The sequence below is a fragment of the Xanthomonas vasicola pv. musacearum NCPPB 4379 genome (assembly GCF_000277895.2).
Taxonomy (GTDB): Bacteria; Pseudomonadota; Gammaproteobacteria; order Xanthomonadales; family Xanthomonadaceae; genus Xanthomonas; species Xanthomonas vasicola.
The window spans coordinates 3,655,758-3,677,606 of the sequence record NZ_CP034655.1 but is presented as its reverse complement, the minus strand read 5'-3'; the positions used below and the strand labels follow the sequence as shown (position 1 = coordinate 3,677,606).

The following is a 21,849-nucleotide window of genomic DNA, read 5'->3' as shown; positions in this document are numbered from 1 at the left end:
TGCACATGCATCAGAACTTGGCGCCGACTTCCAGCACGACGCTACGTGGCACGTAGCTGATTTCGCCGTTGTCGACCACGGTGATATCAGGCTGCAAGCGACCGTCGCTACCGAAGCTGTTGTACTGGTACTGCGTGTAGTTCTTGAAGTTGAAGGCGTTGAGCACGTTGATACGCGCGTTGAGCTTGAAGTCGCCCACCACCGTGAACTCCTTGTTCGCCTGCAGATCGACGGTGCGATACCCCCAGATCTTGCCGCCCACCAGGAACTTGCCATTACCCGGCGGCGTCACGCCGACGGCCTGACAAGTACCGCCATCCGGATCGGTGAACCCGTAGCAGGCGATCGTGTTGATCGGCTCCGGCGTTGCCAGCACCAGCTTGGCGCCGAAGGTCACGCCCCACGGACCATCGATCGAGCCGGACGCCACAAACCGATGTGCCGCCACGGCATCCGACTTCACGAACGGGTAGTCGCGAATGGTCGCCTTGTCGAAGGCGAACGGTTCGTCGATAGTACGGTTCTGGCGCGCGCTGGTGTGGGTGTAGGACAGGTTCAAGCCCCAGCCCGATTCCTTGGTGTATGGCTTTTCGGCCGACAACAGGAACTGACTGCTGCGTTGCTCCAAGCCGTTGTAGCCCAGGATCGTGTTGCGATAGCCCGGTACCGGCTCGCCCCACGGCACGCTGCCGTTGGCATCGAAGTAGGCGCCGTTCGGATAACGATTCACCAGGCTCATCACCAGGCCGTCGTAGGCAAGCACGCGCTGGAAGGTCACGTCGGTCAGCCAGTCGCCCACCTGGTTGCTGATGCCGATGCTGTACTGATCGCTATACGGCGTCTTGAGCTTGTTGTTGAACATGAAAAGCTCGGAGCTGTCGTTGGTGCCCGGGATGGTATTGAGCTGATCGATACCGTTGAGATATCCCGGGTTCCATGCCGTGCATGCGCGGTCGTCGCGGAAGCAGGGCTGACCGCTGGCGGCATCGCTGAAATACACCACCACCGGCGACAACGCCGCCTTGACCGATTCCAGCGCCAGCTGTTCGAACAGGTTGCGATCGTAAGAGCGGCCGGCACCACCATGCAGTACTGCACTCTCGTCGCCGAAGAAGTCGTACGAAAAGCCGAAGCGCGGCGCCCAGGCATCCTTGAAGTTCTTGCGGTTGTTACCGGTGCTGATGTAATCGGCCACGTTGATGCCGCTGGGCAACAAGCGGTTCGCCCACGGCTGGCCCGGGTTGTCCGGATCGTCGGAATACAGCGCATTGATAAACGGCTGCGAGGTCACGAAGTCGGTGTAGGCCGGTGTGTCTTCGTAGTCGTAACGCACGCCGATGTTGAGCATCAACTTGTCGTTCACCGCCCAGTCGTCCTGCAGGTAGATGCCGTATTGCTTGGACGGCGATTCCACCACCGGCACCTGGCCCGGATTATCGAACGCACGGATATAGCGCACCTGGAATGGCACGGGCGCAATACCGTTCTGGCCGACTTCATAACTGAACTGCGGATTGAGCGAGCTGGACTCGCGCGAAGTCAGCTTGATGTCGCGGTAGGTCACACCCGTCTTGATGGTGTGTTCGCCATGCCACTCCAGCGCGTTGAAGGTCAGATCGTTCTGGAACGACCAGCCCTTCTGGCTACGCAATTTGAAATCTTCGCCGCTGGCGGCTCCGGTATTGAGGAACACCCATTGGCGCGGATCGGCTTCGGTGCGGTCGATGTAGGTGTAGATGGACCCGTTGCCAGTGCCGCGCGGCGTCGGCACATTGCTCGAATCCTCGGTGGTGATGATGGCTTCGTTGAACCAGCTGTCGGCACTGTGCTGCCAGCGCAGGCTGGTGCGCTTGTCCTTGTTGATCTTGTCCACCGCGCGATCCGGTGCGTTCTGGCCGCCGACGTTACTGACCTGGGTTTCGTCGCGGTATTGCGTTGCCAGTTCGATGCGATCGTTATCGGTGGGTTCGAAGTCGATCTTGCCGAAGTACAGGTCTTCGGTGAACGGCATGTTGGACGCACCGAACTGATCGCGCAGGTTCGAGGGCAACAAGCCGACAAACGGCGAGGCTTCGGCACTGGGCTGCACACTTTTCGGCGCCACATTGTCCTTGCCTTCGTAGGCAAAGAAGAAATGCATGCGGTCCTGGATCAGCGGTCCGCCGATAGCAAAGCCGTATTCCTTGGTTTGCGAGTCGACCTTGCCGTTCTCTTCGTCCGGACGCTTCTTACGCAGATCCTGATTGGTGAAGCGGTAAAACGCCTCGCCATGGAATTCGTTGGTACCGGACTTGGTGGCAGCAGTGATCGCCGCGCCGCTGATCTGGCCGTATTCGGCCTTGTAATTGGAGGTAATGACCTTGTATTCGCCAATGGCGAGCTGTGGGAACGGATTGCCCTGGGTTTCGTCCTGGCCGGCAATACCGCCGCCGGAGACGTAGCTCTTCTGGCTTACACCGTCGATATACAGATTGCTGGAACTGGCGTTGGATGCACCGCCGCGCAGCTTGGTGTTGCCGTCCTGGTCGATGGTGAACACCATGCCGGGAACCGTGTCTGCAAACTCGAGGAAGTTGCGCGTGGCCTGCGGCAACTGCTGGATCTGCCGCAGCGACACCGTGTTCCCCACTTCAGAGGTCTTGACGTCGCGAATCATCGGCGCGCTGACCGTCACCGTATCCAACGTTGTTGCATCGCCGGCGGGCGCCGCAGCCGTCTCGTTGCCCAGATCGACGGTAGCGCTGGAGGCCACCGACAGGGTGACCGTGCGACTGATACCGTTGGATTCGACCTTGTAGGTGCCCGGCTGCAAACCGACGATGGTGTAGTTGCCGTTCGCATTGACCGGCGCACGTCGCACCGAGCCGGTGGCGATGTTGGTGACGACGACTTCGCTGCCGCTCTGCGCGGAAGCGACCTGACCGCGCAACGTGGCGTTGCTGGACTGGGCCATGGCCGGAGTGGTGGCGAACAACGAGGCAGCCAGGGCGCAGCACAACAGGCTACGCGCCGGCAGGGTGGAGACGGTGCGGTGATTCTTCATGACTTTCCCCCTCCCAGGGGTAAAGCGCGACGCAGTGGAGTGACTGGCGCGTTGGGTTGGTGCTTTGGTGTGGAATACAGGGACAACAGGCAACAACAGCCGCAAGGGCTGCAACAACGAAGGTCTGCGGTGACGAGTGCTTGCTCCTTCAGGCACGGCTTCAGACAGGAAATGCAGTGGCTAGGCGTCGCCGATCAACCTGCTCGATGCCAGACAGCGTGCCGGCGCCACGCACCAGTTGCGACGCCTGGCACAACGCACCAGCATAGATGACAGACCCGGGCTGGCTTGGTCGGCGAGCCGGCACATCAGGCACGGCTTACCAGATGATGCGGGCACTCAAAAACAGAGTGCGCGGCGGGGTGGAAATCGCACCGTATTGGTTGATGCTGACGCGTGGGTTATAGACGCCGCCCTGGCCCCAGTCGATGGCGTACTGGTCGTAGTTGCGGAAGTTCAGCGCATTGATCAAATCGCCGCGCACCTGCACGGTGAGCGCGTCGGTGACATGCATGTCCTTGGACAGCGATAGATCCAGCTGCCGCGTGCCGAAAATATCGCCACCAGTGATGAACTTGCCGCCCGGCGCACCCACCGACACGATACGGATGTTCTCCGACGGCTGGCCGCCGTACTGATCGAACGATACCGCTTCGTTGCGCGGCGGCACCGTGGCCAGGGTCAGCTTGGCCGAGGCGCTGATGCCCCAGAACAGATCGTAGATGCCGGTCACCACCAGGCGATGGCGCGGCACGGAGTTCAGATCCAGGAACGGGTAGTTGGCGATCGTGGCCGCATCGAAGCCGTATTGTTCATCGTTGCCGCGATTACCGCGCGCATGCGAGAACGTGTACGCCGCCGTCAGGCCCCAGCCGCTTTCCTTGGTGTAAGCCTTGTCGGTGGATAGCAGCAATTGCGCGGTCTTGGTTTCCACACCGTTGTTGCCGATGATCAGCGAGCCGAATCCCGGCGGTGGTTGGCCCCAGGGCTGTCCGCCATTCTGGAAGAAATCGCCATTGGGATAGCGGTTGCCCAGGGTCAGGATCAGACCATCCTTGCTGTGGATGTACGACACCGTGGCCGAGTTGCTCCACTCGCCTGCGCGGGTACGCAGACCCAGCGAATACTGGTCCGAATACGGTGTCTTCAGATCGTTATTGAGCAGGTCGATCTCGCCGTTGCGCACACGTGCATCGACCAGGCCACCGAGACTGTCCGGGTTGCTGACAAAGGACGGATTGAAGTTCGTGCAGGTGCCGGGCGCCGGCGTGCAGCCGGAGGATTCGACAAAACGGATGGTGTACTGCGACAGCGCCGACTTGACCTGCTCCAGGCCCATCACGTCGAACAGATTGCGGTCGTAGCTGCGCCCGGCACCGCCGAACAGCACCAACGATTCGTCGCCGCGGAAATCATACGAAAACCCCAGACGCGGCGCGAAATTATTGTTGTCCTGTTTGCGGTTGCGGCCATTGCTGATGTAGTCGTTGATGTTCACGCCGCCCTTGGCCAACTGTTCGGCATAGGTGGCGCTAACGGCCGGGTCGGTGCCCGGGCCATTCAATGCGGCGATCACTTCTGGCGGGGTCACGTTATCCAGGTAAGACGGAATCTTCTCGCCATCCCAGCGCACGCCCAGATTCAACTGCAGCTTGTCGTTGACGTCCCAATCGTCCTGGATGTACAGGCCCAGCTGCTTGCTCTTGGTCGTGACCGACGGCGCCGCACCGGCAAACGGCAGATTGAAGCGCACCTGGTAGGGAATCGGCGCTGTTCCCTGGCCATCGGCCACCGCATAGTAGAACGAGGGATTGGCTGCAGAATTTTCGCTCTGGGTCAGCTCCACTTCCTTGTATTTCACGCCCATCTTGATGACGTGGCTGCCGTGCCAGTCGATGCTGTTGAAGGTCAGGTCGTTCTGGAAGCTCGGGCCTTTCTGTCCCTTGCGCTGGATCGCCAGGCCGCTGGTGGCGTTGTCGCGGATCAGCACATCGTCTTCGGCAACGCCGCGGGTATAGATGTTCTGGTTGCCCAGGGTGAAGGCATTGGGGTTGAACAGCACGTCCTCGTAGGAGACACGCGCCTCGTTGACGTAACGTTCGCCGAAATGCTGCCAGCGCAGGTCATAGCGCTCTTCGGTGTTGAGGTTGTTCTTGCCGGCGATGGCGGTGTTGCGGTCGCCCACGTCGTCGCGGCTCTTTTCGTCGCGGTACTTGGCGGTCAACTCCAGGCGATCGTTCTCGCCCACGTCCCAGTCGATCTTGCCGAAGTACAGATCTTCCTTGAACGGACGGGTGACCGAACCCAGGCGGCTCTGCACGCCGGCCGGCAGGTCGTCGCTCAGGGCGCTGAAGCTGTCCGGCACCGAGACCGGGTTGGCCGACACCTCGAAGCCCTTGCCTTCGTAGCTGACGAAGAAATGCGCCTTGTCCTTGACGATCGGCCCGCTGAAGGCCATGCCGTATTCGTCCTGGTGGGTCTGGCGCTTGCTGCCGTCGGCATTGGGCGCACCGGCGCGCTCGTCGGCCTGACGCGCGCGGAAGTCGGTATTGGTGGTGCGCCCGAAGATCTCACCGTGGAACTCGTTGCCGCCAGACTTGGTGGAGGCCACGATCGCCGCCGACCCCACCTGGTCGAACTCGGCCTTGTAGTTGGAGGTGATGACCTTGTATTCGCCGATCGCCAGCTGCGGGAACGGGTTGCCCGCGCTCTGCTCCTGGCCGGAGACGCCGCCGAACAGATAGCTCTTCTGGCCCACGCCATCGATGTAGACGTTGACCGCCGAGAAGGTCACCGTCTTCTCGGTACCCGGGCCGGCATCCACCTTGTAGGTGCCCGGCGGCAGGCCAACCAGGGCATAGCTGCCGTCCGGCCCGGTCGCCACGCGTCGCGTGGTGCCCGTGGCGACATTGGTGGCGGTCACCGTGGTGCCTGCCTGGGACGCGGCGACTTGCCCGCGCAGGGTGGCATTACTGGACTGGGCCATGGCCGGGCTGGCGGCCAGCAACGAAGCGGCAAGGGCGCAGCACAGCAGGCTGCGCGCCGGCAGGGTGGAGACGGTACGGTAGGTCTTCATGACTTCCCCCTCCCAGGGGTCAGGCGCGTACCGGCAGCGTGGTCGGCGTGGCGCAGGGTGACGCGTTGTTTCAAGGACGAACGAGCAGCGGTAGCGGCAACGATAGAGTTATAAAAAACATAAGAAACCGTAAAGAATTCGTGAAGATGCGACAGGGTGCATAGACGTCAATGGCCCGGTGTGCCGCGGGCGGCGCTGGACGCACGCACGATCAGTTCCGGAACCATCTGCGAAAACGCCGGCGGTGCAGCGTCGGCAGGCGGTGCAGGCGCATCGACCAACTGCTGGCCCAGCAACAACTGCAACGCGCGCGCGCCCAGGCCGGCGATATCCACCCGCATCGTGGTCAGCGCAGGCAGCACGTAGCGCGCCATCGGCACATCGTCGAATCCGGCCAGCGCAATGTCGTGCGGCACCTTGAGCCCGGCGTGGCCGAGCGCGAACAGGCAGCCCAAGGCCATCATGTCGTTGGCGGCGAACACGGCGTCGGGCTGCGTGTCCCGGGCCAGCGCCTGGCCGGCGCGATAACCGGATTCTTCGTCGAAATTGCCGGGCAAGACCCAGGGCTGCGCGGCCGGGTCCAGCGCCAGTTCGTCGCGATACCCGCGCAGGCGCTCATGCGCATCGAAGTTGTCGTCCGGCCCGGCGATGAAGGCGATGCGGCGGTGGCCACTGTCGCGCAGATGCCGGGTCATGACCCGCGCGCCGCCGTAGTTGTCCACATTGAGCACCGGGCGCTGGCTGGCGCTGCCGGCGCAGTTGAGCAGCACCGCCGGCAGGCCACCGGGCAGCGCGTCTTCATGCACGCCCGAATCGCCCAGCGACGGCGACATCACCACCACGCCGTCCACGCGCCCGGGCAGGCGCTCCAGTGCACGGCGCTGCGCCTGCGGGTCGCCGTGCGAACTGGACACCAGCAGGTGATAGCCCTGCTCGCGCGCCACCTGGTCGATGCCGCGGATCAATTCGGAAAAGAATTCGCCATGCAGGTCCGGCAGCACCACCCCGATGGTGTGGGTGCGCCGGCTGCTCAGGCTGCGCGCGGCGTGGTGCGGGATGTAATTGAGCGCACGCGCCACCTGCAAGACCCGCTCGCGTACCGACTCGGCCACGTGCTGATGCCCGTTCATGGTGCGCGAGACCGTCGCCACCGACACCTGCGCTTCGCGCGCAACGTCCTTGATGGTGACGCTGCCGCCTTCGGACCGTGGCCGACTCATGCTGTGGCGTTCTCCAGGTCAACGCGCGTGGCACCGCGCGCCAGGGTGAGGCGCACGGCCTGCTGGCACCGAGCGCCCGTGTCACACAGGCACATGAATGACATCAGCCCCATCTGATGGAGACCCCCAAGCGAGATGCAGCGCACGCTAGCAGGAACTGCAAGCGCTTACATGATGCGCCGCAGCATTGGGCCAAACGCAAGTGGCGCAAGGGCTGAAGCCCGATCGCTGGACAAGTTTGTCCGAATAAGACATCAGCAGCCAATGTCGGACACTGGTCGACAACGTGCCAGGAACTACGAAAACGTAACATCTACCTACCATACCGTGGCGCACGGTTTGCGCCTGCCTTGCCGCCAATGCCTCCAGCCAGCAAGATGCGCCGATCGATCAGGGGGAACATCGTGCGCATGTCGCTACCTACCGTCCGTGCAGGGCGGTTCCACTTCGCCGCGTGGCTGCTGCTGGCCGCGCTGTGCGTGAGCGGCTGCCAGCGCAACCAGACCGCGCCCGCACTGCCCGGCGCCAAGGCCGAGCCGGCCGCGGCGATGCAGGCGATGACCCTGCCGCTGCGGCGCAATGATCTGGTGGCGTATGCGCGTATCCGGGTGACGCCTGCGCAATACACCCAGCTGGAGGCGGCGTGGCGCAGCGGTGCCAGCCGTTGGCCGCTGACCGAACTGCCGCTGCCCAATGAAGTCGGCGCGCTGCTCGGGTCGTTGTCGGCGCCCGATGCCGAACGCCGCCTGCAGCAGGCCTTCGATGCGCAGCTGGCCGGCCAGGCCCAGGGCATCGCGCAGGCGGCGCAATCGCTGGGCCAGTTCGGCGTGCAATACCTGCGTAGCCGCAACGACTACCAGCCCGAGCAGCGCGCCCATTACGTGCAGTTGGTCGACGCCTTGAGCGCGTGGGCCGCCACTGCGCCGCTGGCCGATCGCCCACGCGCCAAGGCCAGCATCGCCGACCTGGTGACCGCCGCCCGTGCCACCGGCATCACCTCCGATGCCGACCTGCAGCGGCTGGGCATGGAGGAAAGCCTGCGCCGGCTCGGGCCGTTCTGGGAAACCTGCAAGAAGGTGCTGGAGCGCTACGACCTGTCGATCGACAGCAGCCTGGACGCGCTGCGGACCGGCTTGATCAAGCAGGATGCCGACACCGCCCAGGTACGGCTGCGCTATCCGCTGGCCGCCCACGATATCGATCTGAACGTCGCGCTGATCAAGCGCGAGGGCCACTGGTACCAGCTGCAGACCCAGAACGAAGTGCAGGCGCTGCTCGATGCCCAGGCCGCGCCCTTACCCAGCGCCACTGCAGTGCCCGACACCGCAGCGGTCGCGCCGGCGAAGGCTGCCGACACCGGGCAACGCCCGGCTGGGCGATAATGACCGTGATGCCAGAACAGAATCCCCTGCCGTTCCCGGACGGCCAGCCCAGCCCGCCCAGCACTGCCGCAGCCGACACCGGCGCCACGACGGCGGCCTTGCCGCTCGCCGAGCCGGTGCCGCCGGCGGTTGCGCCATCGATCGCCCCTGGCGTTGCCGCGGCGCGCAGCGCCAAGCGCCCGTGGTGGGCGCGCCTGCTCGGCCGCCTGGCCGACCCCTGGCTGAGCCTGACCATCGAGCCGGACCAGCCCGGTCGCTACGACGACGGCCGCCCGGTGGTGTACGTGCTGGAAGACTACGGCATGTCCAATGCGCTGATTTTGGACAAGGCCTGTCGCGAAGTCGGCCTGCCGTCGCCGCTGGTGCCGTTGCCGGGCGACCCGCTGGAGCGCAAGCGGGCCTACCTGGCGCTCTCACGGCGCAGCAGCAGCAATTCGCTGATTCCCGAGCAGCGCGGCGGCAAGACCCACTCGGATTCGCTGGCCAAGTTGCTGCAGGCGCACCGCGTGCGCGCCGACCTGGACGTGCATCTGGTGCCGGTATCGATCTTCGTCGGCCGCGCGCCGGACAAGCAGAGCGGCTGGTTCGCCGTGCTGTTCTCGGAAAACTGGGCGCTGGTTGGCCGCTTCCGCCGCCTGCTGTCGGTCTTGCTCAACGGCCGCACCACCATCGTGCGCTTCGCCCCGCCGATTTCGTTGCGCCAGACCATGGCCGAAGGGCTGCCGCCCGAGCGTACCTTGCGCAAGTTGCAGCGCGTGTTGCGCACGCACTTCCGGCGCATCCGCGAAGCGGTGATCGGCCCGGACTTGTCTACCCGCCGTTTGCTGGTGGACCAGGTGCTGGCCGCCGAGTCGGTACGCGAAGCCATCGCCATCCAGGCCAAGCGCGACAATTCCAAGCCGGTCGATGCCTGGCGCAAGGCGCATGCCTATGCGTGGGAAATCGCCGCCGACTATTCCAGCCCTGTGGTCCGCTCGGCCAGCTTCCTGCTGACCCACGTGTGGAACCGCATCTACGCCGGCGTGCTGGTGCATCACCTGGACAAGCTCAAGCAGGCCGCGCCCGGGCACGAAGTGGTGTACGTGCCCAGCCACCGCAGCCACATGGACTACCTGCTGCTGAGCTACCTGCTATACGAACGCGGCATCGTGCCGCCGCACATCGTGGCCGGCATCAACCTCAACCTGCCGGTGGTCGGCACGTTGCTGCGCAAGGGCGGCGCGTTCTTCATCCGTCGCTCGATTAAAGGCAACGCGCTGTATTCGGCAGTGCTCAGCGAATACGTCGCCCAGCTGGTGGCCGGCGGCTATTCCATCGAATACTTCGTCGAAGGCGGGCGTTCGCGCACCGGGCGTCTGCTGCAGCCCAAGGGCGGCATGATTGCGATGACGCTGCGCGCGTATCTGCGCCAGCCGCGAAAGCCGGTGCTGTTCCAGCCGGTGTACATCGGCTACGAGAAGTTGATGGAAGGTAACAGTTACCTCGACGAACTCACCGGACGGCCGAAGGAAAAGGAATCCATCTGGGGCCTGCTGTGGTCCATTCCCAAAGTGCTCAAGCAGAACTATGGCCAGGTGGTGGTGAACTTCGGCGAGCCGATCGCACTCAACGACGTGTTGGCCAAGCACGCACCCGACTGGGACGGCCAACCGCTGCCGGAAGATGAAAAACCCACCTGGTTGGCACCGGCAGTGGACACGCTGTCCACGCAGATCCAGACCCGCATCAATTGTGCCGCCGACGTCAATCCAATCAATCTGTTGGCGCTGGCCTTGCTGTCCACGCCCAAGCACGCGATGGGCGAGGCCGACCTGATCGCGCAGATCCAGTTGTGCAAGAAGCTGCTGGCCGAGATGCCGTACTCGGACCGCGTCACCGTCACCCCGCATACGCCAGCGCGCATCATTACTCACGCCGAAGAGATCAACGTGCTCACGCGCGTGTCGCACCCGCTGGGCGATGTGCTGAGCGTCAGCGGCGACACTGCGGTGTTGCTCAGCTACTTCCGCAACAACGTGCTGCATTTGTTTACGGCATCGTCCTGGGTGGCGTGCTGCTTCCAGAACAACCGCCGCATGAGCCGCGCCGGTCTGTTGCGCCTGGGCCGCACGGTGTACCCGTTCCTGCAGGCCGAGTTGTTCTTGCCGTGGAGCGAAGATCGCTTTGCCGAACGCATTGAGCAAACCATCGACATGTTCGTGCGCGAAGGGCTGTTGCTCAACGTCACCGACGACGATGGCGGCATCCTGGCACGCAACACCGGGCAGACTGACGAGGTGTTCCGCCTGCGTGCCATTGGGCATTCGCTGCAGCAGGCGTTCGAGCGCTATTACATCGCCATTTCAGTGTTGGTGAAGAACGGTCCCGGCGTACTCGGTGCCGGCGAACTGGAAAGCCTGTGCCAACAGGCCGCGCAACGCCTGAGCCTGTTGTACGCACCGGCCGCACCGGAGTTCTTCGACAAGACCCTGTTCCGCAGCTTCATCCAGAAGTTGCGCGAGCTGCGTCTGGTGTGGCCGGACGAGAACAGCAAGCTGATGTTCGACGAGCGTCTGGATGCCTGGGCCAAGGATGCCAAGTTCATTCTCGGCCGCGAGCTGCGCCACACCATCGAGCGCGTCAGCCCGGCGGCGGCCAAGCCGGACGTGGTGCCGCCGCCGGCTGAGTAAGTCGGCGGCGCAACTGCCATCGTCTCCCTGCAGTACGTGAGGGCGGGCCAATGGCATGACACATGTAGGTAGGCGAAGACGCGCAAGAGGCTTCCCTTCTCCCACGGAAGCCCGAAGGGCGGATGAGGGTTGGTCAGCACGCAAATCCTCCAGCGCTGCAGCAGACCAGATTCACCCCCAACGTTGTTCACCAACGCCGTGAACTTCACACAGCAGTTCCGTTCGTTTCATCCGCTTCTTGCAGCCGTGCCGATAGCATCGCGCCACCTTTCATCACGATCGGGTGCGTTGGACCACAGGCGTGCCCGGCAGGAGATCTCGATGCGCGCAGCGATCCACACCCAGTTCGGCGATCCGTCCAAGGTGCTTGAACTCGGCGACCGACCCACACCGCAACCCGGCAAGGGCCAGGTCCGCATCGCGATGCGGCGCTCGCCCATCCACAACCACGACCTGTGGACGGTGCGCGGCAACTACAGCTACAAGCCCGAAGTTCCGGCGATCGGCGGCAGCGAAGGGTCGGGCGTGATCGATGCGCTGGGCGAAGGTGTCGAGGGCTTGCAGGTCGGCCAGCGTGTCGTCGCGGCCGGCGTGCATGAGAGCTGGGCCGAGTACTTTTTGGCCGACGCAACCGGTGTGGTTCCGCTGCCCGACGCACTGGATGACGACCGTGGTTGCCAGCTCATCGCCATGCCGTTGAGCGCGTTGATGCTGATCGAATTCCTGCAGGTCAAAAAGGGCGATTGGATCGTGCAGAACACCGCCAACGGTGCAGTCGGCAAGACGGTCGCCATGCTCGCTGCGGCACGCGGTATCAACGTGATCAACCTGGTGCGTCGCGACGCCGGCGTGGACGAATTGAAAGCGCTGGGCATCGGCAACGCGGTGTCGAATGCGCAAGATGGTTGGCAAGACGCCGTGCGCGCGCTGGCCGGCGATGCACCGATCGTGTGCGCGATCGACTCGGTTGCCGGCAAGGCAGCTGGCGAGCTGATGGGCCTGCTTGCCGAAGGTGGCGAGTTGATTTCCTTCGGCTCGATGACCGGCGAGCCCCTGGAGATTTCCAGCGGCGATGTGATCTTCAAGCAGGCCACCGTGCGCGGCTTCTGGGGCAGCAAGGTCATGCAGGCCACCAAGTCCGAGGACAAGCGGCGCATGATCGGCGAGCTATTGAAGGCCGCGCTCGACGGTAGCCTGGCGCTGCCGGTGGAAGCGGTGTTCGATCTGGAAGATGCGGCCAAGGCGGCAGCGGCCAGCGCCGAACCGGGCCGCCGCGGCAAGATTTTGCTGCGTGCTGGTTGAAAGGGTTCGCGCGCTTACTGAAACGGCGCCAGCACGGGATTGGAACTGGCAGGGCGCGCGCTGGTTGGAGTCCGACGCGCGCTGTCGGCGTAGAGCGACGTGGCCCGATGAAATTCTCAGCACTCGTACCCTCATCCGCCCCGTCGGGGCTCCTTCTCCCGGTGGGAGAAGGAGCCTCTCGCTGCGTATGCGCAGTTACATGCGCCAAGACTTTGCGGCTCAGCCCAACAGACCACCCAGCAGCCATATCAAACCACCGCCAACCCCCGACCAGCCCTCAGGCCGGCTCGTCAGGCACCAGTTCCATCTCCAAGCGCGTAATGCAGTCCTTGATGTGCAGCTTGCGCTTCTTCAAGCGCTTCATCTGCAGCTCGTCGTCCATGTTCGCGGGCACGCGCTGAATCTCCTCGTCCAACGCGCGATGGGCGCGTCGCAACTCGGCGATCTGCTCGACGATCTCGGCGGTTGACAGGGTTTCCACCCCCCGAGCATACACAACCCCAGGCTGCGCGCGTCACCCACGCTTGCCAAGTGGCGGTGGACTGCGACAATGCCGGCGCGCCGCGGGGAAACGGCGGCGCGCCCCATTCATCATTGCCGCGCGGCTACGGCCGTCGAGAAAGGAGTCTTTCGATGCGTCTGCATTCTTCCCTGCTGGCCCTGTGCCTGTTCACCGCCGCCAACCTGGCCAGCGCCGCCGACGTCGCCAAGTACGACGGCTTCCTGTGCTGCAACCTGCGCACCGACGGTCGCTGGATCAGCGACAGCAACTACGCCGAAGACGGCAAGCGCGTGCTCCCGGTCGGCACCCCGGTCAGCGTCACCGGTTTTGGCCGCAACCGCGTCAACCTCAAGATCGCCGGCGAAAAGCAGTCCATCGGCAACGACTACAGCCGCGACCTGGACAACACCGCCTTTGCCGCCCGCTACGTCGTCACCGGCGATCCCAAGCTCAAGCTCGCCACCTTCCCGCCCAAGATTCGCCAGGCCATTACCGACGGCAAGCTCACTGGCGGCATGACCCGCGAACAGGTGCTGATGGCGGTCGGCTACCCGATCAGCAGCGAAAACCCCAACCTGGAAGCCTCGCTGTGGCGCTACTGGCGCGACAGCTTCTCCGAGTACCAGGTGCAGTTCGGCCCCAGCGGCAAGCTGGTGAAGGTGACCGCCGATCCGCAGTTGATGAATTTGATTTGGGTTCCCTGAGGCGCAACGCGACGCAGACGGCGCCGGCCTGAGCTGGCGTCTATCAGCCTCATCACTGCCGGCGTCGCTAGCACCGATTTCGCAAGTGCGCGCTGCCAACGCAAGGCAGCGATGCTGCCACATGGCGCGTTGCCGTGCGTCCCCACCCGACGAGGGAAATATGCACGATGGAGAATTGATGATCCCGCTCGATGCATTGGCAGATCCGGATGCCTTTGAATGATTGCGTCTGTGGGCGGCGAATGAACCGCTGCATGTGAGCATCAGTAGCGATCTGGGCGGCGGTGCAGAGGACTTTGGCGAGCTGCTCGCCGATCTCTTCGAGCACGCCTTACGGATGTACGCGCAGCGCGATAGCATGCCATTGGCGCAGTGTCGCACCCTGATCTCGGACGACTTCCTGCGGCGGATCGCCGACCCCAGTGCTAGTCGAGAGGGAGCACTACCGGTTGAACACTAGCGGCACGGTTTAAGCCCAAGTTGCACAATCGCGCATGCCTCCTCGCCCCGGGCTAACTCCGTTTCATTGTCAGTCAGTCGGTCAGCAGCAGGCCGGAGACGGAAGCATCGCCGTGCCGCCTTTGGATACTATCGACGCTGGCTTTCCAGCCCAACGGCGAAGATCCTGGCGTTACTGGCTGTTCCGGCCAATATTTGATGAGAGCGTTATGCAGCGAGATCCGAGTCTGTATCCCAAAGACGACAACGGCGACACTCTTTGGCACATTGCGCAACAAGGAGTCGACCTTTCAAAGCCGCGGGAAATCGCTTTTTCGGTGGTTTTCCCTACCAAGGAGTCGGCGCTTGAGTTCTCAGTGATGCTGCTTCGCTTTGAGCAGAAAGTTCGTTGCTGTCATTACCCGGAAAACACGGCGTTTCCCATGGATGTCACGGTGTATCCGAGCATGGTGCCGTCGTACAAGGCGATTTGCGCGTTCGAGGAAGAGCTGGCAACCGAAGCTAAGCCCTTGGGCGGCTTGAACGATGGATGGGAGTTTTCTGTGGACACGAAAGACGCCTGACGGGCTCGGCCAGTTCGGAGGACCGCACGGCGTGCAGATCCTCCTATAGCCAGCCCGCATCAGCGCATTGACTGCGGCACACGTCGCAGCTGTGAGACGTCGTAACCCATGGCGGCAATGCGTTGAACGGCCTGCTGATAGTCGGCATCTGAGACCTGCGGGGTACGCGCCATGTACCAGACGTAATCGCGCTTGCTGCGCGCCACGATGGTCTGCGTATAGCCTGCGTCCCGCCAGGCAATCACGTACTCGGCCTTGAACGGCCAGAGGAACTGCATGCGCCAGAGCGCGCCATTGCCCTCCTTTGCAACTTGGCCGACCGGATGCAGAGACTTGAGTGGCGCCTGGAAGCTGGCCTTGCGAAATGTGAAGGTGGTCTGGATGCGACCATCCGGGCGCAGCGCGTAGCTCTCTACCGCGTCGTAGGCGTTGCGCTCGGGGCGGGTCGGAATATGTGCGATGACATACCAGTTGCCCATGAAACGCGGCACGTCGACGGTTTCTGCGCGGGGCAGGGCGGCGCGTACATCGCTTGCGCTAGCGCTCCCGTAAACCGCGAGCGTGAGTAACAACAGCATCGAACTGCGTCGCATGGCACTTCTTCCTAAGAGGGCACGTCTCAGCAGTATGTAGCTGCTCTGCGTCCGGATGCGAGCCCATGCGATGTAGTTCCAGCCCATGCGAAAGGCCGTCCATCGTGCCTGCGACATGACGGTGACGTTGCCAGGTTATCGGTGTTCAAGAGGCAGATGAAGAAACACGCAGACGCCAGGAATGCCCAATCAGCGCCGGGGAGTGCTGGTTCAACGATCAGCTGCAGTGATGGCCACGCGGTGCGTTGCAGCGTCGAGGTGAAAGGACTTTTCTTCCATCACTGCGGTCCACCGATAAGGGCTGCATGGATATCAGGAGACATTGCCCAACAGCACTTACCAAGGCGACACCGCCTCTTCCCCATACGGATAAATCATCGCGATCGTTCCATCTGCAGCATGTTCCAGCGGCGCCATCTTGATGCTGCGCAGATGCGTCTGGCCGCCGGAGAGCACGCTGTCGTGATAGAACAAATACCACTGGTCTTCAAACGCGCAGATGGAGTGATGCGTGGTCCAGCCCACGACTGGTGCAAGCAGGACGCCTTGATAAGTAAACGGGCCGTAAGGTGAGTCGCTGGTGGCGTAGCAGATCAGATGGGTGTCGCCGGTGGAATACGACAGGTAATAGCGGCCGGCGTGTTGGTGGACCCAGGGGCCCTCGAAGAAACGGCGGGCATGGTCGTCGGCGCGGAGGGGGGGGCCGTATTCGTCGAGGATGAGGATTTCGCGGGCGGGTTCGGCCAGTTCGGTCATGTGCGCATGCAGGCGCGCTACGCGTGGGCCGAGTGCAGGTGCGTCGCCCACCGGTTCCTGATGCGTCTGCGCATACGCGTTGTCACGGTAATGCTGCAGCTGGCCGCCCCAGATGCCGCCGAAGTACAGGTAGTGCGCGCCGTCGTCGGCAGCAAGCACGGCTGGGTCGATCGAATACGTTCCGGCGATGGGCTGTGGCTCTGCGACGAACGGACCTTCGGGGCGGTCACCCACCGCTACGCCGATCTGGAACATGCCATCGGCGCGTTTGGCGGGGAAATACAGATAGGTCTTGCCGTTGCGTTGGGCCGCATCCGGTGCCCACATCTGCCGCTGCGCCCATGGCACGTCGCGCACGTGCAGCACTTGCCCAAGATCTTCCACCGCTGCACCCGGGTGTGCCATGCGCAACACGTGGTAGTCCGCCATGTCGAAATGCGAGCCATCATCGCTGAAGGCCACACCGGCATCGATGTCGTGCGAGGGATAGATATACAACGCACCGTCGAATACATGTGCGGACGGGTCGGCGGTGTAGAGATGGGTGACCAGCGGTGCGGAAATGGCGGTGCGCGCCAGGACCTGCAGTGCAGCGGTTTGCAGCTCATCGGACATGCGCGTACCTGTGCATAAAGGAAAAAAGGGGAGGTCAGAGAGTGGCGAGCGTGGCGGTTTGTCGGCGCACGCCGAGTTCGTGTTCGATGCGGGTTTCCAGCGCTTTGTCGATTTCGTACAGCGCCAGCAGTGCCGTGCCGACCAGGAACGGCAGCGAGGCGTACACGCTGATGGCCAGGCGGATGCCATTGGTGACTGCCGCGCTTTGCTGCGGCAGTGCGGCGTCGTAGCCATAGAACGCCAGGATGCCGGCGACCAGTGCGCCACCTACGCTCAGGCCGATCTTCAAGCCGCACAACATCGCCGAAAAGATGATCGCGGTAGCGCGGCGGTGGTTCTTCCATTCCGAGTAATCGGCCACATCGGCGATCATCGCCCACAGCAGCGGGATGGTGATGCCGTAGAAATACCCGTGCAGAACATAGGAGGCGAAGACCCAACCGATGGCATTCGGCGGGTACAGGTAGAACGCCAGCAGGAACAGCGTGGAGATCAGTAGCGCGCCGCCGAACACATTGCGCTTGCCATAGTGGTCGGCCAGGCGTTTGGAAAAACCGATGCCCACGATCATCGCCAGGATGCCGCCGGCGCTGAAGATGCTAAATGCGGAAGTTGGTGCGTCCTGCGGCCAGTGCAATGCGCTCATGCCGGCGCCGGTCAGCACGCTGTTGATCCCGCCGATGAAGCGGTTGAAGCCGGCGTGATCGAGAAACTGCGTCAACGCGTTGGCGTCGAGGTAGTACTTGAAATAGTAGATGTACATCCCGCCCTTCATGGCGAGATTGATGAAGACCAGGATGGTGAGCGCCAGCATCACCAGCCAGGGTTTGTTGCGGACCAGATCGGTCAGGTCCTGGCGCACGCTGTTGCGTTGTTCGCTGATCGGTAGCACACGCTCGCGCGTGGTGAAGAAGGTGATCAAAAAGCACAGCGTGCCGACCGCCGCGAACAGCGCCATGGTGTTGCGAAAGCCCTGTGCCTTGTCGCCATTTCCCAGGATCAACACCAACGGCAGCAGCAGCACCTGGATGATGAACTGCGCAAAGGTCACCGCCAGGAAGCGATACGCCGACAAACTGTTGCGCTGTTCCATGCTGCCGGTGAGCACGCCGCTCAAGGCCGAATACGGCAGGTTGTTGGCCACATACACCAGCATCAGCAAGGTATAGGTGGCAAACGCGTAGGCGATCTTGCCCTGCTCGCCAAGCGCGGGCGTGTTGAAGGCGGCCAGCGACAAGGCACCGAAGGGCAGCGCTGTCCACAGGATCCATGGGCGGAACTTGCCCCAGCGGGTGCGGGTGCGGTCGGCCAGGATGCCGATGATGGGTGTGAACACGAACGCGCCCAGCATGCCGACCACAAAGATCAACGTGGCCGCCACGCCCGCAGGAATGCGAAACACATCGGTATAAAAAAACGCCAGAAAAGTAACCAGCGTCTGGAAGATCAGATTGGCGGCCAGGTCGCCCAGGCTGTAGCCGATCTTTTCGCGCACGGAGAGCTGCTGTGACCGATCGTTCATGAGGTGGGGCGGACTCGAAGAAGGCCGTGGAAAACGCCGCGGCGCGCATTGCGTCACCGGTCGCCGCTGGGAGGAACGGCGACCGATGACGACAACACTCAAAAGGTACCGCGGATGCCGAGCATGACGGTGCGCCCGGGCTCGTACAGATCGTAGGTGGCGTTGGGCCAGGCGAAGGTCGTGCGCAACGGCTCGTTGGTGATATTGGTGACGTTGAGCGTGATCTGCGGTTTGGACGGCAGCCAATCCAGTGCGTAGCTCGCCGACATATCGAGTTGGCCGCGCGCGTCGGCGTTGAGGCGCGCATACGGAATGCCGTTCTGGTTGGCGCCGGAGATCACCATGTCGTCGTTCCAGGTGTAGGACAGGCGGATCGAGGCCGCATCCTTTTCCCAGTAGACGGTCCCGTTCCAGAGGTTGGGTGCGACACCGACGGCTACCGCCGGCACGCCTTCGCCTTCGGACTGCTGGTTGACGTGGGTGTAGTTGAGGCTGAAGCCCAGGCCATCGAACAGCTTGTCCAGCGGCTGAACCCAGATGGCCTCGGTGCCGCGGATATTGAGCACACCATCGGCATTGACCTGCGTCTGCACATCCACGGTGGCCGCATTGGGGCCGCCGCGCTGGGCCAGGCCGGCCTGCTGGATCGGCAACAGGGTGTCGTAGCTCACGCCCAGCTCGTTGAACGGAATGCGGCGGATGCCGTTGACGGTGAAGCCGGTGATGCGCTTGTTGAACAGGGTCAGGCCCACATAGCCTTCGCCGCCGGTGTACCACTCGCCGCCGAAATCCACATTGGTTGATAGATACGGCTTGAGGTTCGGATTGCCCTGCGTGGCGGTCTGCGCGGAAGGATCGCTGAAGTTGGTGTTGGGCAGCATCGCGCTGGGATCGGGGCGGGTCAGCGTGCGTGAGCTGGACAGGCGCATGACCACCTTGTCGGCCACGTCCCACGCCACGTTGAACGAGGGCAGGGTTTCCTTGTAACCCGAATCCAGCACCTGCACGCTGCGGACACCATTGATGGTGACCGGGCCGGTAATGGTCTGGTCGGTGGTCACATAACGCACACCGGCGTTGAAACGCATGGTGCGGTTCCAGACCTCGGCTTCGGCATTGGTCTCGATGTAGAAGCCCAGATTTTTTTCGCGGATGCCGCCGGTCGAAGCGCCGGTGTTGGCCGAGTTGCTCTCTGGTGCGGCATCGCGCAGCGCGTAGTAGTTGGTGTCGGCCAGGAAGCGGGAGAAGTCGGCAGTGATAAAGCCGTCCGGGCCAGGTTTCAGATAACTGGCCAGGGCCGAGTTCGGGATTGCCGAGCCGGCGCCGCCATTGCACACGTTGCCGCCGTCGCCGCGGCACACCACCTGTTCCCAGGCGGTGCTGTTGTCGAAGCCGCGGATGGTGCGCTCGGCCATGTCGTAGGACGCACCGATCTTGACGTTGCGCTTGTCCTCGCCGAACTGCAGATCGGCGCGCGCGCCGCGCGTTTCGGTCTGGCGCTTTTCGTTCTGGATATTGACCCGGCCGCCCGTCCAGCCCCAGCCCAGATTGGGGTCGTTGAGATCGAGCGGGCTGGTGATGCTGGGGCGGTCGCCGCCTTCGTTGCGGTACTCGACGGTGGTGAACGGCGAGGTGATCAGAATGCTGGGCGATTCGCGCGCGAGCCAGCTACGGGTGGCATTGGCCTGCACATTGAGCTTGATGTCCTGCTCGGCGCCAAACAGCAGTTCCGCACCAGGATTGACGCTCCAGAACTTGACGTTTTCATGGTACGGGCGCGCTTCCAGAAAATACTGCGCATTGGCGAAGCTGGCGCTGGTCACCACGTTGTTCTGATCCAGCTGCATGCCGAGCGGGATCATGTTGCCGTTGCGGCCGATCAGATTCATGCTGATGCGCTCTGTGGTGCGCTCGGCTTCGGAGTACAGCGTGTCCAGGTAGAAATGCATGCTGTCGGAGGGGCGCCATTCCAGCGACATCACCGACGCATCGCGGTCGCGATCACCACTCATGTAAACGCGGCGGCCCAGACGCGGGATCAGCGCATCGCTGATCTGGTCGATGCTCAGGCCTGGGTTGCGTGCCAGCAGCCAGGCGGCATCGATGGTTTCGCCGGTGGTGAGGCCGCTGCCGGCGGTGGCGGGCGCCGTGTCGGGAATGCGCCAGTTGCCGCCGCCATTGACGTTGCACGCGGTGGGTTGATTGGTGGCCGGCGTGCCCGCCGGCGGAGTCAGCCCGCACTGGGTGTAGGTGAGGCCGGGATTGGTCGAGCCCACGCTCTCGAAGCCACGCACGCCGAGTTTGCTGCGCACCGAAGCCACCCCAAACAAGGCGCCGAAGGTGCCTGCTTCATTGGTCCAGCTGCCCATGAAAGCGCCACGTGGCGTGGTTTTTTCGCTGGTGCTGTTCCAGTCCGCCTGCGCCTGATAGGTAAAGTGCACGCCAGGGCGGTCGAACGGGCGCGCGCTGCGCATGTCCACCACACCGGACACGCCGCCTTCGAGCATGCTCGCGGTCGGTGTCTTGCTCACGGTGAGCTGGGTAAAGAATTCGGTGGGAAACAGATTCAGATCGACTTCGCGGTTCTGGTTCTGCGCGTTCAGGCCGATCGAAGCAGTGGCGATGCTGGCGCCGTTGAGCGTGGTCTTGGTGAAGCTGGTGCCCAGGCCGCGGATGGCGATGTTGAGACCTTCGCCGTTGACGTCGCGCGCCAGCTGCACGCCGGGAATACGGTTGAGCGACTCGGCGATGTTCATGTCCGGAAACTTGCCGATATCTTCGGCAAACACCGTGTCGGCAAAGCCCACCGAATCGCGCTTGGCGTCGGTGGAGAACTGGATGCTGCGTCGGTAGCCGGAAACCGTGACGGTATCGAGCTGCTTCACTGCATCGGTGTCGCCGGCAGCAGGCGGTGGCGTTTGCGCGGCGCTGTCGGCCGTAACGGACTGTGCCCAGGCGGCAGTGCTAGCCATGCTCAGCAGGGTGGATCCCAACGCGCAGGACAACGCGGTTCGTGCGTAGCTGTTCTTCACCGTAATCCCTTCCCTAACAGGTAGCAGATGTCCCACGCATCGCCCCTGCGCAGGGAGTGCCGCTGCCGGTGTGCGGCGCGACGATGGTGCGATGGGGGAGATGGACGATCAGCGCGCTCGATGTTAGCGCTAACAAATTCGCAACATCACGCTGCAGGGCAGCATAGTTGCGCGTGCAGAGCGGCAAGGCGCCGGCGCAGGCGCGCAATGTTGCCAAGGCGCCCACATACGGTGGCGCAGTGCTGCACTGCGCGATGGATTTATCGCGTGGCCGTGGTAATGGTAGCGCTATCACCCGTGGCGCAAAGCCACCTTCGTGCAGGTGCAGTGGTCGATGAGTCGAACCGAAGAACGCGGCAGTGGCGCGCCCCGCTGGCAACTGGCCGGCGCACGCAGGCATGCGCCGTGTAA

General features: G+C 63.3%; 14 protein-coding genes. 6 read left to right on the top strand and 8 right to left on the bottom strand.

Annotation, left to right across the window (positions count from 1 at the left end; translation table 11 throughout):
• Nucleotides 1–10 precede the first annotated feature (10 nt).
• The 3 genes from KWO_RS16995 to KWO_RS16985 form a co-directional block, all read right to left on the bottom strand.
• Nucleotides 11–3,043 (bottom strand): TonB-dependent receptor, encoded by a 3,033-nt coding sequence (locus tag KWO_RS16995; RefSeq protein WP_010377016.1) that lies wholly within the window; start codon nucleotides 3,041–3,043, stop codon nucleotides 11–13.
• Between the two features lie 319 nt (nucleotides 3,044–3,362).
• Nucleotides 3,363–6,119: a TonB-dependent receptor gene (locus KWO_RS16990; protein WP_010377014.1), complete on the bottom strand. Its 2,757-nt coding sequence runs from the start codon at nucleotides 6,117–6,119 to the stop codon at nucleotides 3,363–3,365.
• A 167-nt stretch (nucleotides 6,120–6,286) separates the two neighbouring features.
• Entirely contained in the window at nucleotides 6,287–7,339 is a 1,053-nt protein-coding gene (locus KWO_RS16985; RefSeq protein WP_017112457.1) for a LacI family DNA-binding transcriptional regulator, read from the bottom strand.
• Between the two features lie 410 nt (nucleotides 7,340–7,749).
• Between KWO_RS16985 and KWO_RS16980 the strand changes: the two genes are divergently transcribed.
• From KWO_RS16980 to KWO_RS16970, 3 genes are all read left to right on the top strand, one after another.
• Nucleotides 7,750–8,721: a hypothetical protein gene (locus KWO_RS16980; RefSeq protein WP_017112458.1), complete on the top strand. Its 972-nt coding sequence runs from the start codon at nucleotides 7,750–7,752 to the stop codon at nucleotides 8,719–8,721.
• Complete coding sequence (gene plsB / locus KWO_RS16975; RefSeq protein WP_113622317.1) at nucleotides 8,721–11,390, top strand: glycerol-3-phosphate 1-O-acyltransferase PlsB; 2,670 nt, start codon at nucleotides 8,721–8,723, stop codon at nucleotides 11,388–11,390. The genes KWO_RS16980 and plsB overlap by 1 nt, the downstream gene beginning before the upstream one ends.
• Before the next feature lie 321 nt (nucleotides 11,391–11,711).
• The gene (locus KWO_RS16970; RefSeq protein WP_010377007.1) at nucleotides 11,712–12,692 is read left to right on the top strand and encodes a zinc-binding dehydrogenase; all 981 of its coding nucleotides are present in this window, start codon (nucleotides 11,712–11,714) and stop codon (nucleotides 12,690–12,692) included.
• A 277-nt stretch (nucleotides 12,693–12,969) separates the two neighbouring features.
• On the opposite strand, the gene KWO_RS16965 is transcribed toward KWO_RS16970, so the two are convergent.
• Nucleotides 12,970–13,173: a YdcH family protein gene (locus KWO_RS16965; RefSeq protein ID WP_017112409.1), complete on the bottom strand. Its 204-nt coding sequence runs from the start codon at nucleotides 13,171–13,173 to the stop codon at nucleotides 12,970–12,972.
• A 152-nt stretch (nucleotides 13,174–13,325) separates the two neighbouring features.
• Here KWO_RS16965 and KWO_RS16960 point away from each other — a divergent pair, with 152 nt between their 5' ends.
• The 3 genes from KWO_RS16960 (at nucleotide 13,326) to KWO_RS16950 (ending at nucleotide 14,920) form a co-directional block, all read left to right on the top strand.
• The gene (locus KWO_RS16960) at nucleotides 13,326–13,898 is read left to right on the top strand and encodes a hypothetical protein (RefSeq protein ID WP_010377006.1); all 573 of its coding nucleotides are present in this window, start codon (nucleotides 13,326–13,328) and stop codon (nucleotides 13,896–13,898) included.
• A 256-nt stretch (nucleotides 13,899–14,154) separates the two neighbouring features.
• Nucleotides 14,155–14,358 carry a DUF5076 domain-containing protein gene (locus tag KWO_RS16955; RefSeq protein ID WP_010377004.1) on the top strand — a complete coding sequence of 68 codons (204 nt, stop codon included), beginning with the start codon at nucleotides 14,155–14,157 and terminating at the stop codon, nucleotides 14,356–14,358.
• A 208-nt stretch (nucleotides 14,359–14,566) separates the two neighbouring features.
• A complete protein-coding gene (locus tag KWO_RS16950) occupies nucleotides 14,567–14,920 on the top strand; it encodes a ribonuclease E inhibitor RraB (protein WP_010377002.1) in 354 nt (117 codons plus the stop codon).
• Between the two features lie 59 nt (nucleotides 14,921–14,979).
• On the opposite strand, the gene KWO_RS16945 is transcribed toward KWO_RS16950, so the two are convergent.
• The 4 genes from KWO_RS16945 to KWO_RS16930 form a co-directional block, all read right to left on the bottom strand.
• Nucleotides 14,980–15,513 carry a lipocalin family protein gene (locus KWO_RS16945; protein ID WP_010376999.1) on the bottom strand — a complete coding sequence of 178 codons (534 nt, stop codon included), beginning with the start codon at nucleotides 15,511–15,513 and terminating at the stop codon, nucleotides 14,980–14,982.
• Between the two features lie 336 nt (nucleotides 15,514–15,849).
• Nucleotides 15,850–16,884, bottom strand: a complete 1,035-nt coding sequence (locus tag KWO_RS16940) for a glycoside hydrolase family 43 protein (protein WP_010376997.1) — start codon at nucleotides 16,882–16,884, stop codon at nucleotides 15,850–15,852.
• Between the two features lie 34 nt (nucleotides 16,885–16,918).
• Entirely contained in the window at nucleotides 16,919–18,406 is a 1,488-nt protein-coding gene (locus KWO_RS16935; RefSeq protein WP_010376995.1) for an MFS transporter, read from the bottom strand.
• A 98-nt stretch (nucleotides 18,407–18,504) separates the two neighbouring features.
• Entirely contained in the window at nucleotides 18,505–21,438 is a 2,934-nt protein-coding gene (locus tag KWO_RS16930; RefSeq protein ID WP_010376993.1) for a TonB-dependent receptor, read from the bottom strand.
• Nucleotides 21,439–21,849 lie beyond the last annotated feature (411 nt).